The organism is Paenibacillus terrae (assembly GCF_005217525.1).
Lineage (GTDB): Bacteria > Bacillota > Bacilli > Paenibacillales > Paenibacillaceae > Paenibacillus > Paenibacillus terrae_C.
This window is the reverse complement of sequence record NZ_PNXQ01000002.1, coordinates 1170-16617: the sequence shown is the minus strand read 5'-3', so window position 1 is coordinate 16617 and position 15448 is coordinate 1170. Positions and strand designations below refer to the sequence as shown.

Here is a 15448-nt window from a genome sequence, read left to right as displayed (position 1 = left end):
ACTGACCTCCCTGTTTGGGCGAAGTGGCGACTTGTTCTGCCGCTGTGATACACTAATGAAAATAGAGAAACAAGCAGGGAGTGGGAAGAAAATGGACTATATATCTAGTATCATTAATTATTTGTTTGAGATCATTCGTAGTCTTGGGTATTTTGGTATTATGCTAGGCCTGATGGTTGAGGTCATTCCAAGTGAAATTGTCCTCGCTTATGGCGGCTTTTTAGTTTCCTCAGGTCACATTAATTTTTTTGGTGCGGTCGTGTTTGGAACCATTGGCGGAGTGCTGGCACAACTGTTTATTTACTGGATTGGACGCTATGGCGGCAGACCGGTATTGGATAAGTACGGAAAATACATACTCATCAAAAAAAGCCATGTCGACCACGCCGAAGCCTGGTTTAACAAATACGGAACAGGGGTCATTTTCACAGCCCGCTTTATTCCTGTTGTGCGTCACGCGATCTCAATCCCTGCCGGGCTGGCTCGCATGAGTGTATGGCGTTTTATTATTTTGACGACGCTGGCAGTTATACCTTGGTCTGTTCTGTTTATATATTTAGGAATGCTGCTTGGAGACAAGTGGGAGCAGATTGACGAAGTGGCAGCACCTTATATCAAACCGATTTTGCTGGTTGCTCTTGCGCTCTTGATCATTTATTTTGTTATCAAATGGATTGTGTCCAAAAACAAGAAAGGAAGTGTGTAACATGAGTCGTACTAACGTGTCGCAATATTTTGGAAAAGGTCTGAGCCCCGAACAGTTTATGGAGGGGATGGAAAAGAACAAGGAAACCTTCCGCTCCGGGTATGATCAGTTTGTGTGGAACCGTGAAGAGGACCGTGAGTATTTTGAAAGCCTGAACCATCGGGATGACCTGCGTGTACTCATTTTGGCCGCCGACTGGTGTGGAGATGTAGTACGTAACGTGCCGGTCGTATTCCGTGCGCTGGAGAATAGCGGGATTCCGACTGAAGTATTGATTTTGGAAAATCATCAAGCGCTGATGGATGACTTTCTGACGATGGGCGGACGTGCTGTGCCGATTGTTATTTTTGCCGATACAGGGGGCCATGTACTGGGTCACTGGGGGCCGCGTCCTGCACATGTTCAACAAATTATGATCGGGTTCAAACGTGAAAATCCAGATCGGGAAGCCGATGATTATCAAGAAAAAATTGCGGTGGCCCGTAAAGAAATGGCTGAGAAATATGGGGAGGGAACCGAGGTTCATCCTGTGATTGTTCAGGAATTGCGCGAGCTCATCTCGGGATTTTAAAATATGACGTTGTCTATTCGCAGCTTTAATCTGGGCCCGCTCCAAACGAATGCCTATTTGCTTCAGGGGGATGACCCGCAGCGTGCCGTTATCATTGATCCTGGCATGAATCCGGGTCCTTTGCTGAGAGCCATTGAGTCACTGAAGATTGAAGCCATCTTGCTGACTCATGCTCATTTTGATCATATCGGTGGAGTGGATGAGATTCGCAAAGCGAAGGGTTGTCCGGTTTATCTGCATCCTTTGGAGCAGGACTGGCTTACATCCCCTAAATTAAACGGCTCTTTGATGTGGCCCGAGGCATCCCCGCCGATCTCGACGGAGCCTGCCGAATATGATTTGGCGGAAGGTCAGCAATTGAACCTGATTGGGCATACATTCAAGGTGTTCCATACACCTGGGCACTCACCCGGAAGCGTCAGCTTTTTGTGTGGTAAGGACTTGTTCTCTGGCGATGTATTATTCCGTCAGGGTGTCGGCCGCACAGACTTGATAGGCGGGCGAGAACGAGACTTGTACGATTCCATTCAGAACAAATTGTTCCCGCTTGGAGATGACGTTACGGTGTATTCCGGTCACGGTCCCAAAACGTTCATCGGTTATGAGAAAGCCAACAATCCGTATATACGATAAAAAGTGATGAATGTTTTCAACTGGGGCATAATCAAGGTTGTGACAGGTTTTGCCCCATTTCGACAACAAATTATAAATAGTGTATAGACAAAGGTTTTTATTTTTGTTAACATACACATATTGAAGTTACATACTAAACTCGCGAAGCACGCAAGCTGTGGATGAATCCCGGTTTGCGTTCTTTTTTTTGCCCATTAAGAGGATAAAGAGGCATTTGCCGTCAGATCACAAGGGGGAGCATCAATGAAAAGGAAGTATATATCTGGGTTGCATCGTGAGAATGGAGATAGCCGCCATTTTTCCATAAAGAAAGAAGATGGAGCTTCTGTACAGGCTTCTGAAGCGAAGATAATAACTTGGACAAAGGTAACAAAACAGGATGGAACCATCGCACAGAATTGGCACGCAAGGCTGAATGAGTACAGGCTGGGACGTGGTGACGGACAATTTTGAAGATACATAGATGATATAGACAAGCTACTTTTTTTTTAGTAGACTTAGCAGATAAGTTCAGACAAACGGGGGGGGCTAACGATGCATCATTTAGGAACTAGAATTATGATCGTCGCGGATGCTTTTGAGCAGAATCTTCCTGTGGGCGAACATGGTTATATCATTGCTTACGACCGTAATGCGGACAATGCTTTTGACTATGTCATTCGCGTCCCGAAGGTGAATCGCAACTTTTTTGTGCCATCCGGGGACATCGAGCTGGAAGAAAGTATTTTGAAGCTGGAAGCCGAGCGAATTGAGCGTGAAGCGCTGATAGATTACGCCCTTGCTACGCATAATGAGAAGCTGTTCAGACATGTGATGAATGGTGGTCTTGATTCGGTAGAGGCTGAGGAAGAAGAAACCGCGACAGAATTGTTATCACAGGCTGATTTTATTAGACAAGTCAATTTACGTGCTTGGATATAGGTGGAGGCTAATGCCCACTCTTTTTAAGAATATATAATTAGCACGTTCTTAGCTCCTATCGCTTTTCGAAAGAGCACCGAGAGGTGCTTTTTTTATATACATTTAGCAACATTTACCGCTTGGTTGTACAGTTTGATTCTGTACCGCGTCAAAGATTGAATTGTAAAGGGTTCTATCCTATAATTAAAAACGTTATTTCAAAGTTCGGTGCAGCATTTTTGATATCAGGATTTTGCAAAATTTTTTTGCAAAATCCTCTTATACACGAGGAGGTTTTTGTATGAACATTTCCACGGAAGATGTCCGTCACGTAGCCAAGCTGTCCCGGTTGAATCTGACCGCAGCCGAGGAAGACACGATGACAGGGCAATTGAACGCCATTCTCCATTATGCGGAGAAGCTGAATGAGTTGGATACGGAAGAGGTAAAACCGACCACTCATGTGCTGCACGTCAGCAATGTCATGCGGGACGACGAAGTTCGCGAAAGTTTGACACACGAGCAAGTGATGCGCAATGCGCCTGAAGAAGAAGACGGACAGTTTAAAGTTCCTGCTGTTCTGGAATAGATTTCACATTTGAAAGGAGGATGCAAATTGAGCTTGTTTGATCATACATTGCCGGAAATACATAACAAGCTGCATCAAAAGGAAATTTCCGTGAGTGACCTGGTGGGTCACGCTCTGGAGACGATTGGTGCGCGGGAAGACAAGATCAAGGCCTACATTACGGTTGACGAGGAGCAGGCACGTGCGTCCGCACGTCAGCTGGACGATCATTTGATCTCGGGAGAGGAACGAGGGTTGCTGTTTGGCCTGCCAGTCGGCATTAAGGATAACATCGTGACAGAAGGGCTGCGTACAACATGCGGCAGTCAGTTTTTGAAGAATTTTAATCCTGTATACGATGCAACGGTAGTTGGCAAATTGCGTACGGCGCAAACCGTGACACTGGGCAAAATGAACATGGACGAATTCGCCATGGGCGGCTCTAACGAGAACTCCAGCTTCTTCCCGGCACGAAATCCTTGGGATCTGGAACGCGTTCCCGGCGGCTCCAGTGGCGGCTCGGCTGCGGCTGTAGCAGCGGGCGAGGCTTATTTCACTCTCGGATCGGATACAGGTGGATCCATTCGCCAGCCTGCGTCCTATTGTGGCGTAGTGGGCTTGAAGCCAACCTATGGTCTGGTATCACGTTTTGGCCTGGTAGCCTTTGCTTCCTCTTTGGACCAAATTGGACCGATTACGAAAAATGTTCAGGATTCGGCGTACGTCCTGCAAGCCATTGCAGGCTATGATCAGAAGGACTCCACTTCTGCGAAGGTAGACGTTCCTGATTACTTGAACGCTTTGACCGGAGATGTAAAAGGGCTTCGTATTGCTGTACCTAAGGAGTATCTGGGTGAGGGTGTCGATCCACAGGTCAAGGAAAAGGTGCTGGACGCACTGAAAACGCTGGAAGGACTGGGCGCGGTATGGGAAGAAGTTTCTCTTCCGCACACCGAATATGCGGTAGCCACATACTATCTGCTGGCTTCATCCGAAGCATCGTCCAATCTGGCCCGTTTTGACGGTGTACGCTATGGCGTACGTGCAGACAATCCAGACAACCTGCTGGATCTGTACCATCAATCCCGCACGCAGGGCTTTGGCCCCGAGGTGAAGCGCCGGATTATGCTGGGCACCTATGCGCTGAGTTCCGGGTACTATGATGCTTACTACTTGAAAGCTCAAAAAGTGCGTACACTGATCAAACAGGATTTTGATCGTGTGTTTGAGCAATATGATGTCATTATCGGACCTACTGCGCCGACCACAGCTTTTAAAATCGGTTCGCAAGTGGATGATCCATTAACGATGTATTTAAACGATATCTTGACGATTCCGGTGAGCTTGGCTGGAGTGCCAGCCATCAGCATCCCTTGTGGTCTTGCAGATGGATTGCCGGTTGGACTGCAAATTATCGGAAAAGCCTTTGACGAGTCTTCCGTGCTGCGTGTAGCGCATGCATTTGAACAAAATACCGAATTTCACAAGCAGCGTCCGCAGCTGTAATTTGCCGAAAAGGAGGGAACCTATTTATGTCTACAACTACACCCAAATATGAGACGGTCATCGGACTGGAAGTCCATGTGGAACTGCATACGAAGTCTAAAATATTTTGCGGATGTTCGACATCCTTCGGAGCACCGCCAAACTCGCACACATGTCCCATTTGTCTTGGACATCCGGGGGTACTGCCGGTATTAAACCGTCAGGCCGTTGATTATGCGATGAAAGCGGCGATGGCGCTTAATTGCACGATTGCTGATGTGAGCAAGTTTGACCGCAAAAACTATTTTTACCCCGATTCACCCAAGGCCTACCAAATCTCGCAATACGATCAGCCGATCGGCGAGCATGGCTGGATTGATATTGAAGTGAACGGTGAGACAAAGCGTATCGGTATTACCCGACTGCATCTGGAAGAGGACGCAGGCAAATTAACACACGTCGATGGCGGCTATGCGTCTTTGGTTGATTTTAACCGTGTCGGTACACCGTTGGTCGAGATCGTTTCGGAACCGGAAATATCTTCACCGGAGGAAGCCAAGGCTTACTTGGAAAAGATACGTGCCATTATGCAGTATTGTGACGTATCCGATGTGAAGATGGAGGAAGGCTCGCTTCGCTGCGACGCGAACATCAGCCTTCGTCCGCATGGACAGCAAGAGTTGGGTACTAAAGCAGAGCTGAAAAACATGAACTCCTTCCGTGGCGTACAGCGCGGATTGGAGTATGAGCAGTTCCGCCAGGAGCAGACGCTGGAGGAAGGCGGAACGATTGTACAGGAGACACGCCGTTGGGATGAAGCTCAAGGCAAAACCCTGTCCATGCGCGGTAAGGAACAGGCGCATGACTATCGTTATTTCCCGGACCCGGATCTTGTTACGCTGCATATTGATACAGAATGGAAAGAACGCATTCGTGCTTCGATTCCTGAATTGCCTGACCAACGTAAAGCACGCTACACCTCGGAATATGGATTGCCTGAGTATGATGCACAGGTCATTACGTCTTCCAAGCCACTGGCGGATTTGTTCGAGGATAGTCTTCAATACACGAAGGATGCCAAAGCAGTATCCAACTGGATTATGGGGGATTTGCTCGGCTATTTAAACAGTGTCGGTGTGGAGCTGTCACAGGTTAAACTGACAGGTCGGGGCTTGGGTGAAATGATCGGGCTGTTGGAGAAGGGAACGATCAATAGTAAAATTGCTAAAACAGTCTTCAAGGAAATGCTGGAGAGTGATAAACTGCCGCAGCAAATTGTTGAAGAAAAAGGGCTTGTGCAAATCAGCGACGAGGGTGCGATCCTGACGATCGTAGAGCAGGTTGTAGCGGCTAACCCGCAGTCGGTTGAGGATTACAAAGCTGGCAAGCAGAAGGTCATCGGATTCCTGGTTGGTCAAGTAATGAAGGAGAGCAAGGGCAAAGCAAATCCTGGCCTCGCCAACAAGCTGCTGACCGAAGTGTTAAACCGCTAATGGCATAGATTTGAAAGGGGCTTGTCTTAATAGGGACAGGTCCCTTTTTGTATAGGCCCTGTTAGAGTTGCTGTATGGAATTTGGAAGCGCAATGACATGCTACGAGTTTTCCTATAGAAAACAGTAATATAGCTGCCCTGTTGAATAAAAGGAGGGATACAGCATGATTAGCATATGTCCATTGGAAGATGATGAAATGGTCAGTCAGATATGGAGTCTTCAGCATATCGCCTACAGGCTGGAGGCTGAGCGGATCGGTTTTGATACAATACCACCCCTTTTGGATACGTTTGATACGCTGCGAAGCTGCGGAGAGACATTTTATGGCTGGATTGAGGAGGGCGACCTGTTAGGGGCGCTGGCGGTGCAGTCTGAGTCACCCGACTCGCTCACTCTTACACGTATGATGGTTCATCCCGATCATTTTCGCAAAGGGATTGCCGACTCTTTAATGAAGCATGTTTTGAATGAATATCATCATATACCGCTGTTTATCGTAACTACAGGAACTTTAAATGCTCCTGCAGTGGCCCTTTATCGAAAACATGGTTGTCGCCCCGTATCGGCGGTGGAGGTGGCTCCGGGCGTGGAGTTAACCACATACCACCTGCATAACGTGAAATAGCACTCAAATAGCCTTACTAGCACAGAAACCACGAACCCGGCGAGGGAAGCACAACATAACCGGAGAAGGGAGCTTTATGGATAATCCTTGGGTTATAGACAATTCGCATATCATTTTACGGCTTTTGCTGTCCATGCTCCTCGGTGGATGCATTGGCTTTGAGCGCGAGCGTTCAAAGCATGCGGCTGGTTTGAGGACTCATATTATGGTCAGTCTCGGCTCGACGCTTATTATGCTGCTCTCCATTTACGGCTTTGCCGATTTTATCAAGGAAGCAAATGTACGTATTGATCCGGCTCGCTTGGCTACGGCTGTGATTACGGGAGTGGGTTTTTTAGGCGCTGGAACTATTATATTTACAGGCGAGTCCATCACTGGTTTAACGACAGCAGCCTCTATCTGGGTCGTAGCAGCCATTGGCCTTGGAGTCGGGGCAGGTTTTTATTTTCCATCTATTGCGGCGACTGTACTTGTATTTCTAAACTTATGGGTGTTTAACAAAGTTGAATTGCGGTATATGCGTGGACGACAAGCTCATCTTATAACATTGTACGGATTGTCATCCCATCAATTGCTGGAGCAAATTTCGACTTATTTAGAGCAAGAAAAAGTGGAAATACGTAAAATAGTGATTAAAGAGCATGAGAATGTCCCTTTTCACGAACTGCATCCAAATCGGCAAAGCATGGAGGTTTCCTTGGAAGTGCTGGTTCGCCGCGAATTTAATCCGGTGCGTATTGCTGCCGATCTCAGACAGTGGGAGGATGTAGCGGCAGTTTCCGTGGAATGAGGGTTTAACATAATTTTTCCAGTTACTCTTGAATCCGATTGGGGTACTATCTAACCATTGGAGCATTTGCTGCGGATCACGCATGGAATTCAAGGGGGAGGATGGCATGGACTCGGAACAACCGATACTGTCTGGAGAGGGACAACAGTCACCGGAGCCGGAACAGCAGGAACATCCCAAACAGGGTAAACGTTTTAAATACGCTAAATTTCGCAAAGGTATTTCCATTATAATGGCAGCATTGTTACCCGGAATGGGGCATCTCTTTTTGGGGCTATTCATTAGAGGGCTTACTTTTATCGTATTGCTTTTGTTAGATACTTTTGCGATGCTGTATGTTGTTTCTGACGGCTTGAGGATTAACATTCCGTTGCTTATTTTGCTCGGCTTGTTCATTCCTGTTTTATATTTTTATAATGTATATGACGTGTTACAATCAGCGGATTATATGGTTCGCTATCGCCGTAAGCCAGATCGTAATGCACAGATGGATGCACGAGGACAGCGAAGCAGTCCATTTTATGCTTGGGAGAAAGGCTTGTCTTTTGCCGTGCTGCTCGTGGTGGGTGGCGGACTTATGATTCTGTTTCGTATGAAACCACGCTGGCTGGGCAACTTTTTCGAGGATTATGGCTTTTTGACGCTAGCTATTTTATTAATGCTGATCGGACTATTAGCCTTTATGCGAGAAGTCGGCTTGTCGGTCAAGCATAAAAAGGTAAAAGAAAGAGGGTGAAGCTGGCGTGCACCGCAAAATAAGAGTCGGGCGCTACACCTCTTCGCTTCTGTTGATGGCTGTAGGTGTTCTGCTTATCCTGGATGTTGTCCAGCATACCGAATATATGCTTTTGCTCCTCGTATGGTGGCCCGTTATTTTTGTGCTGTGGGGACTGGAGTATCTGGTTTTTTTTGGGGTTTACTACCGCAAGGAGGGCAAGCCCGACAACGGACGGCGTTTCAGACCTGATCTGAAGGGAATTGTCTCCGCATTGGTAGTGACCGCTGCTGTTTTTACCATGACCCAACAAAATCATTATATGTACCTGTGGAACCAGGTTAGTTTGAATCTGACCGCGGCGTCCATGGATTTTAGTCAGGCGAAGGGAAACCGATATGATATGGGCGGCGTCCTGGTGCCTGTAACGATGCAGACGTCCGATTTGATAGTTGATTCGGTCAATGGCGATGTAACGCTAATCAGACGACCTGTATCCAATGTAGAGGTACGTGCGACCTTGTGGGTGGATCAAGCGCCTGCTGCCGAAGCGGACAAGATTGCTCAAGCCTCCTCGCTGACTTCTACAGATGGCAAGACCATTCAGATTCGTCCGGAGGTACAGTCATACGGAGCATCGAGCAGACGTCAGCCCCGTACGAATATGCTAATTACAGTGCCGGAGGATCGGCGATTTAATATGCAGATCAGAACCTCCAACGGGGATATTACCCTGAACGGAGTAGATGCCATCGACAGCATCCGGCTTGAGAGCGGAAATGGGAATCTCACGGTTAATGGTGCTATCGGCAATGTCAAAGGAGTCACCTTGAACGGTCAGGTCAAACTGCATCGTATCACTGGAGATGTAGATATTCGAACCAATCGCGGCGATATGCAGGCAGGGGATATTGAAGGAACAGTTGCGCTGCGCACGATGATAGGCGACATCCAGCTTGCCCGCTCGGAAGGTGATATTACGGTTGATACTCAAAACGGTGACATGAACGTTCTGAATCCCACAGCAAAGCTGAATGCAAATTCGCTTAATGGTGGGATCAAAGTTCATAGCGAGCAGGTAGGCGGAGATTGGAAAATATACAGTGCCGTCGGTGATATTGCATTGGACCTTCCGTCGAATGGTGACTTTCAGTTGGAGGGGTCCAGCAGTTACGGTAACCTTCGATCAGACTTCCCTTTTAAAATAGACAGTAAAAGTATCTCAGGCCAAAATGGGACAGGTAAGTATACGGTCAACGTGGAAGGCAACAGTAATTTAACGATCAAAAGGCTACTGATGCCATCGCTACCTGGCTTGGACGAGTCAGTAGGACCGAATATACCTGATGCATCAAAAACGCCTTCGGCTGAATCTCCCGCTACCGGGGCCTCCAACGAGACATCCAACGATAATGCAGTGCGTTGACAAGAAACTTGAATTGACCGTACAATGTGGATAGACCTTATAACGTGAATAGAATGTAAAATGGTTGTAATAAAGCGAATAGTAAGTAAGGGATAAGGCGGTGGACATATATGGCAGCTCGCGTCCAGCATGCTTTGGAACTTCTAAAGAAGACAGGTGTACGCATAACACCCCAGCGCCATGCCATATTAAACTATTTGATGGAATCTATGGGGCATCCGACCGCAGATGAAATATATCGTGCGCTCGAATCCAAGTTTCCAAGCATGAGTGTGGCTACGGTTTACAATAACTTAAAGATGTTTATAGAAGCGGGTATGGTACATGAGTTGACCTATGGAGATAACGCCAGTCGTTATGATGCCAATGTTTCGGAGCACTATCATATCATTTGTGAAAAATGCGGAAAGATTGAGGATTTCAGCTATCCGTACTTGGCTGATGTGGAACACCATGCCTCGTTGGAGACAGGTTTCGAAGTGCATGGACATCGTATGGAGTTATACGGAGTGTGCAAAGCTTGTATGAACAAGGAAATTCAGCGAAACAAGGAATAGAGTTTTTTGGTACGATATGTATATATTGTAATGGGTTGGAAACGTGAGAAATTCCCCACAAGCGGGGATTTACCGCGTTTTTTTGTTTAAATAACTTTTGTTTAAGTAACCAGTTCAGTTTACGTTATCCTGTAATTCAAAGTTCCGACAATGGAGGTTGAATATTGGCCAGAAATCATTCCAGACGCCGCCGTAAACGTTCACGTTTCAAAGGGGCAGCAAGCTTGCTATTGTTCGCAGCGATCATCTGCGCAATTACTGTCGTATGGTTCGGTAATCCACTGCATGAAAAACCCGATTGGCAAAGCAGTGTCCGTCCTATTTTTATCCAGGGAAAGCTGACCGGGTATGAAGCCCAAAACTCAGGCAAGAACATGCTGGTACCGCTCAAATTTGTGCAAAGTAAAATTGATCCTGCGATCCGTTATGAGGGCGACAGCCAAACTATTATTTTGGCTACGAGGCAAAATTTGCTGCATATGACCGTTTCAAAGCCCCAAGGGGAATTGAATGGAACATCATATACGCTCAGCGCAGCTCCCCAGATTATTAGTGGATCAGTTTATATACCTATGCAAGCTGTCCGTGAAGTGTATGGTGTATCCGTTCATGAAGACACAGTGACGGGTGCAGTTATCCTGATGAAAGCCGGAGAGAAAGTCAGACTGGGGAACGTGGAGAAGAAGGATGGACGACAGGATGCCAGAATTGCTTTGCGTAAAGAAGCCTCCAGCCTGTCTTTTATTTTGACGGATATACCTCAACAAACGAAGGTGCGTATTTGGTCCAAGCAGGCTGATTGGTATTTTGTTCAACTGGATAACGGCTACGCTGGATATGTGCAGGCAGCCAATGTCTCTGAAGGAGAAGAGCTTGCGGTTGCTCCGGCTAAAGATACTCCATCTATCTCCGAGAAGCACTGGGAGGGGAGACCTGTGAACCTCGCCTGGGAGGCTGTTTACAATCGTAAACCCGATCCTTCCAAATTTGGCCCTATGCCTGGAGTGAATGTGGTAAGCCCCACCTGGTTCAGTGTCATAGATAATGAGGGCACCGTACAAAGCAAAGCGGATCCTGCCTATGTCAGTTGGGCGCATCGCAAGGGGATGGAAGTATGGGGCTTGTTGAGCAACAGCTTTAATCCTGAATTAACGACAGAGGCCTTGTCTAGCTTTGAACGACGAAAGTCGATTATAGATCAGATAATTACACTTGCCGAGGAAAATGGTCTGGACGGTATCAATATTGACTTTGAAAATGTTCATACGAAGGATGGACCCAATGTCACCCAATTTTTGCGAGAGCTTAAGCCGATGGCTCGTGAACATGATTTGATATTGTCTATAGATGTGACACCTAAGTCTCAAAGTGAAATGTGGTCTGCTTTTCTGGATCGAAAATCATTGGGTTCCATTACGGATTATCTCATGGTTATGGCCTATGATGAGCATTGGGCAGCCAGCCCGAAGGCTGGTTCTGTCGCCTCGCTGCCGTGGGTGGAAGCGTCGATCAAGCGAATCATTCAGGAGGATGAAGTACCATCTCAAAAAGTTGTCTTAGGCATTCCGCTATACACTCGTGTATGGTCTGAAACATCCAAAGGGGACAGCATCAAGGTTAGCTCTAAATCGCTTGGTATGGAGTCGACAGCAGCGATTATCGAGAAATTTAAGCTGAAGCCTAATTTCAGAGCGTCAGAAGGCCAGAACTATGTCGAGTATAATGAGGATGGCGTTGTAAAAAAGATTTGGCTGGAGGATCGTATATCCCTGAAAGCGAGGGTGCAACTTGCCAAGTCATTGAAGCTTGGAGGAATCGGTGTTTGGAACCGAACCTTTGCGGATGAAGCCGCTTGGGATACTTTAAAAGAAATAAGTAAATGAGGAATTTGCAAAACCTGAAATAAAATATAAAATTTATAGAATTGAAGAAGGAAGTTTCTTTTTTATGTAGAAATGTTCACATATATCTAAATTTAGCGGTAATGGCCGCCTTACAGGTATGGAGGGAGAAGTGCAGCTAACCAAATTAAGCTTGATGTATGATGAATTGTTGCAGGAGGATTCGATCGGCATTATTTTGTATAGAAAGCCGAGCGAATATTTTCATGGAACCATGCTATACGATTTTGATGAACTCATACTAATTATTGGAGAAAGCCGGAAGCCAACCTGTTCCATTCAGCATTTACTGATTAATGGATTAAGGTGTCAGGTGTTGTACGCAACACTGGATTGTCTGAAAGCGTGGATTATCGCCGGTGAACATCCCAACATAATAGATTATTTACTGGAAGGCCGCATCCTGTGGGAGCAGGATGAAAGGGTCAGCCTTTTAAGGCGGGAAATTATCGAATTCAACGACCCGTTACGCGAGCAAAAGCAATTTCATGAATTTGCCCGTTTTCTGGCTAATTACGTTCATGGTAAAAGAGCGATGCGAGAAGGTCGGATTATTGACGCTCATCAGAGTATTCTGAAGGCGTTGGATCATTGGGCATCCATTGAGCTTATTGAGCGAGGGATTTATCCAACGGTTCACTTGTGGGTTCAGACACAGCCGTTGGATCGAACGATCTACAAGCTATACAACGAACTCACGTTAAGTACGGAAACTCTTGAGCAGCGGGTTGAGCTTGTGCTGCTTGCTTGCGAATTTTCAGTGATGTCTAAAATGGAGGGGTGTTCAGCACTACTATTCCGCATTTTAGGCAGCAGACGGGAACCTTGGTCCATAGGTGAGCTTATTAATCATCCTGAGCTAAAAAATCTTCAACTGGATCTTACCGTAGTGCTACGTAAGCTCGTATACCGCTCATTGATCAGGGAATCGGCTGGCGGGAATCTCAGGAATCGCGGAAACCATATTGAATTACGTTATTCCCTTATTTAATGGATACATCGAATCAGCGGGAGGAAAGTCCGTTATAACGGATTTTTCTTCCTTTTTTTATGCGTAATAGAACCACATTGACGATCAAAACATAAAAATTGTCGTTAAAGGTTGACGAGTTTATAAAAGATATGCTAAGTTATAACTCGCCCCATTAAACAACATGAATAATTTAGACCTGTTTACAGCAGGATAAATATGTTGCAAACAAGCATGAAAATAAATTTTCGAAAAATGCTTGACGTAAAATGAGGTTATGTGTTACATTATTTAAGTCGCCGCTGAGACGCGGTGGTGAAACGAAGTGAGACAAAAGTAAGAAATAATGTAGGTTTGATCTTTGAAAACTGAACAACGAGTGAGTACGGATTTTGCTTGCAAAATCCAACGCTGAGATTTTGGTATATGCCGTCAGGCTGTATAAAATGGAAGCGAACAATGAGATATTTTATCTCGTCAGTTTCAAAATGAGCGAATCGCTCTTTCTATAAACCAGCTTCGGTTGGTCTTTAATGGAGAGTTTGATCCTGGCTCAGGACGAACGCTGGCGGCGTGCCTAATACATGCAAGTCGAGCGGGGTTATTTTAGAAGCTTGCTTTTAAAATAACCTAGCGGCGGACGGGTGAGTAACACGTAGGCAACCTGCCCCTCAGACTGGGATAACTACCGNACCTGAGAGGGTGATCGGCCACACTGGGACTGAGACACGGCCCAGACTCCTACGGGAGGCAGCAGTAGGGAATCTTCCGCAATGGGCGAAAGCCTGACGGAGCAACGCCGCGTGAGTGATGAAGGTTTTCGGATCGTAAAGCTCTGTTGCCAGGGAAGAACGTCTTGTAGAGTAACTGCTACAAGAGTGACGGTACCTGAGAAGAAAGCCCCGGCTAACTACGTGCCAGCAGCCGCGGTAATACGTAGGGGGCAAGCGTTGTCCGGAATTATTGGGCGTAAAGCGCGCGCAGGCGGCTCTTTAAGTCTGGTGTTTAATCCCGAGGCTCAACTTCGGGTCGCACTGGAAACTGGGGAGCTTGAGTGCAGAAGAGGAGAGTGGAATTCCACGTGTAGCGGTGAAATGCGTAGATATGTGGAGGAACACCAGTGGCGAAGGCGACTCTCTGGGCTGTAACTGACGCTGAGGCGCGAAAGCGTGGGGAGCAAACAGGATTAGATACCCTGGTAGNAAGAACCTTACCAGGTCTTGACATCCCCCTGACCGGTCTAGAGATAGACCTTTCCTTCGGGACAGGGGAGACAGGTGGTGCATGGTTGTCGTCAGCTCGTGTCGTGAGATGTTGGGTTAAGTCCCGCAACGAGCGCAACCCTTATGCTTAGTTGCCAGCAGGTCAAGCTGGGCACTCTAAGCAGACTGCCGGTGACAAACCGGAGGAAGGTGGGGATGACGTCAAATCATCATGCCCCTTATGACCTGGGCTACACACGTACTACAATGGCCGGTACAACGGGAAGCGAAAGAGCGATCTGGAGCGAATCCTAGAAAAGCCGGTCTCAGTTCGGATTGCAGGCTGCAACTCGCCTGCATGAAGTCGGAATTGCTANTCCTTTCTATGGAGAATCGTTTCCTGCAACGGAAACATTCAAATATGAAGCGTAAGCTTCAAATCCAGGTTTAGGCCTGTTACTCACTCGTTGCTCAGTTTTGAGAGCTCAAACTCTCAAACGTTTGGTGGCGATAGCGGAGGGGTTCCACACGTACCCATCCCGAACACGACCGTTAAGCCCTCCAGCGCCGATGGTACTTGGACCGCAGGGTCCTGGGAGAGTAGGACGTCGCCAAGCGCAACCACTAAAGAAGAACTTCTTTGGTGGTTTATTATGGGCCCTTAGCTCAGCTGGTTAGAGCGCACCCCTGATAAGGGTGAGGTCGGTGGTTCGAGTCCACTAGGGCCCACCATATAAATTTTATATCACCTTTTGGGGCCATAGCTCAGCTGGGAGAGCGCCTGCCTTGCAAGCAGGAGGTCAGCGGTTCGATCCCGCTTGGCTCCACCAATTACAAATTCATTAAAAAACTGCATGGTGATCGTGAACTCTTCGGAGTTTGGCTGATAATCACACAGGTTACAG

Annotated in this window: 15 protein-coding genes, 2 tRNA genes and 2 rRNA genes; all 19 read left to right on the top strand. The window is 47.0% G+C overall.

Annotation, left to right across the window (positions count from 1 at the left end; translation table 11 throughout):
* The first annotated feature begins 91 nt into the window (after positions 1 to 91).
* The 19 genes from uptA to C1I60_RS01725 all read left to right on the top strand — a co-directional run bounded on the left by uptA (position 92) and on the right by C1I60_RS01725 (position 15373).
* Positions 92 to 706 carry an undecaprenyl phosphate transporter UptA gene (gene uptA / locus C1I60_RS01815; protein ID WP_137060245.1) on the top strand — a complete coding sequence of 205 codons (615 nt, stop codon included), beginning with the start codon at positions 92 to 94 and terminating at the stop codon, positions 704 to 706.
* A gap of 1 nt (position 707) precedes the next feature.
* The gene (locus tag C1I60_RS01810; RefSeq protein WP_137060244.1) at positions 708 to 1277 is read left to right on the top strand and encodes a thioredoxin family protein; all 570 of its coding nucleotides are present in this window, start codon (positions 708 to 710) and stop codon (positions 1275 to 1277) included.
* 3 nt (positions 1278 to 1280) lie between these two features.
* On the top strand, positions 1281 to 1910 hold the full coding sequence (locus C1I60_RS01805; RefSeq protein ID WP_137060243.1) for an MBL fold metallo-hydrolase: 630 nt from the start codon (positions 1281 to 1283) through the stop codon (positions 1908 to 1910).
* Positions 1911 to 2153: 243 nt separating this feature from the next.
* Complete coding sequence (locus C1I60_RS01800; protein ID WP_137060242.1) at positions 2154 to 2363, top strand: hypothetical protein; 210 nt, start codon at positions 2154 to 2156, stop codon at positions 2361 to 2363.
* Between the two features lie 81 nt (positions 2364 to 2444).
* Positions 2445 to 2831 (top strand): hypothetical protein, encoded by a 387-nt coding sequence (locus tag C1I60_RS01795; protein WP_025684465.1) that lies wholly within the window; start codon positions 2445 to 2447, stop codon positions 2829 to 2831.
* A 280-nt stretch (positions 2832 to 3111) separates the two neighbouring features.
* The gene (gene gatC, locus C1I60_RS01790) at positions 3112 to 3399 is read left to right on the top strand and encodes an Asp-tRNA(Asn)/Glu-tRNA(Gln) amidotransferase subunit GatC (protein ID WP_044644442.1); all 288 of its coding nucleotides are present in this window, start codon (positions 3112 to 3114) and stop codon (positions 3397 to 3399) included.
* 27 nt (positions 3400 to 3426) lie between these two features.
* Positions 3427 to 4884: an Asp-tRNA(Asn)/Glu-tRNA(Gln) amidotransferase subunit GatA gene (gatA, locus tag C1I60_RS01785; protein WP_137060241.1), complete on the top strand. Its 1458-nt coding sequence runs from the start codon at positions 3427 to 3429 to the stop codon at positions 4882 to 4884.
* 26 nt (positions 4885 to 4910) lie between these two features.
* Positions 4911 to 6356 (top strand): Asp-tRNA(Asn)/Glu-tRNA(Gln) amidotransferase subunit GatB, encoded by a 1446-nt coding sequence (gene gatB / locus C1I60_RS01780; RefSeq protein ID WP_137060240.1) that lies wholly within the window; start codon positions 4911 to 4913, stop codon positions 6354 to 6356.
* 164 nt (positions 6357 to 6520) lie between these two features.
* Positions 6521 to 6982: a GNAT family N-acetyltransferase gene (locus tag C1I60_RS01775; RefSeq protein ID WP_137060239.1), complete on the top strand. Its 462-nt coding sequence runs from the start codon at positions 6521 to 6523 to the stop codon at positions 6980 to 6982.
* Between the two features lie 76 nt (positions 6983 to 7058).
* On the top strand, positions 7059 to 7772 hold the full coding sequence (locus tag C1I60_RS01770; RefSeq protein ID WP_137060238.1) for an MgtC/SapB family protein: 714 nt from the start codon (positions 7059 to 7061) through the stop codon (positions 7770 to 7772).
* A gap of 82 nt (positions 7773 to 7854) precedes the next feature.
* Positions 7855 to 8508, top strand: a complete 654-nt coding sequence (locus tag C1I60_RS01765) for a hypothetical protein (protein WP_137060237.1) — start codon at positions 7855 to 7857, stop codon at positions 8506 to 8508.
* A gap of 7 nt (positions 8509 to 8515) precedes the next feature.
* On the top strand, positions 8516 to 9913 hold the full coding sequence (locus C1I60_RS01760) for a DUF4097 family beta strand repeat-containing protein (protein ID WP_137060236.1): 1398 nt from the start codon (positions 8516 to 8518) through the stop codon (positions 9911 to 9913).
* 110 nt (positions 9914 to 10023) lie between these two features.
* Positions 10024 to 10470 (top strand): peroxide-responsive transcriptional repressor PerR, encoded by a 447-nt coding sequence (gene perR / locus C1I60_RS01755; protein WP_137060235.1) that lies wholly within the window; start codon positions 10024 to 10026, stop codon positions 10468 to 10470.
* Between the two features lie 164 nt (positions 10471 to 10634).
* On the top strand, positions 10635 to 12353 hold the full coding sequence (locus C1I60_RS01750) for a glycosyl hydrolase family 18 protein (RefSeq protein ID WP_137060234.1): 1719 nt from the start codon (positions 10635 to 10637) through the stop codon (positions 12351 to 12353).
* A 130-nt stretch (positions 12354 to 12483) separates the two neighbouring features.
* Positions 12484 to 13362: a nucleotidyltransferase-like protein gene (locus tag C1I60_RS01745; protein ID WP_252361520.1), complete on the top strand. Its 879-nt coding sequence runs from the start codon at positions 12484 to 12486 to the stop codon at positions 13360 to 13362.
* Between the two features lie 509 nt (positions 13363 to 13871).
* A 16S ribosomal RNA gene (locus tag C1I60_RS01740) occupies positions 13872 to 14992 on the top strand.
* A 51-nt stretch (positions 14993 to 15043) separates the two neighbouring features.
* Positions 15044 to 15160, top strand: a 5S ribosomal RNA gene (gene rrf, locus C1I60_RS01735).
* A gap of 38 nt (positions 15161 to 15198) precedes the next feature.
* Positions 15199 to 15275: transfer RNA gene (locus tag C1I60_RS01730), tRNA-Ile, on the top strand.
* A 22-nt stretch (positions 15276 to 15297) separates the two neighbouring features.
* A tRNA-Ala gene (locus tag C1I60_RS01725) sits at positions 15298 to 15373 on the top strand.
* The last annotated feature ends 75 nt before the right edge of the window (positions 15374 to 15448 follow it).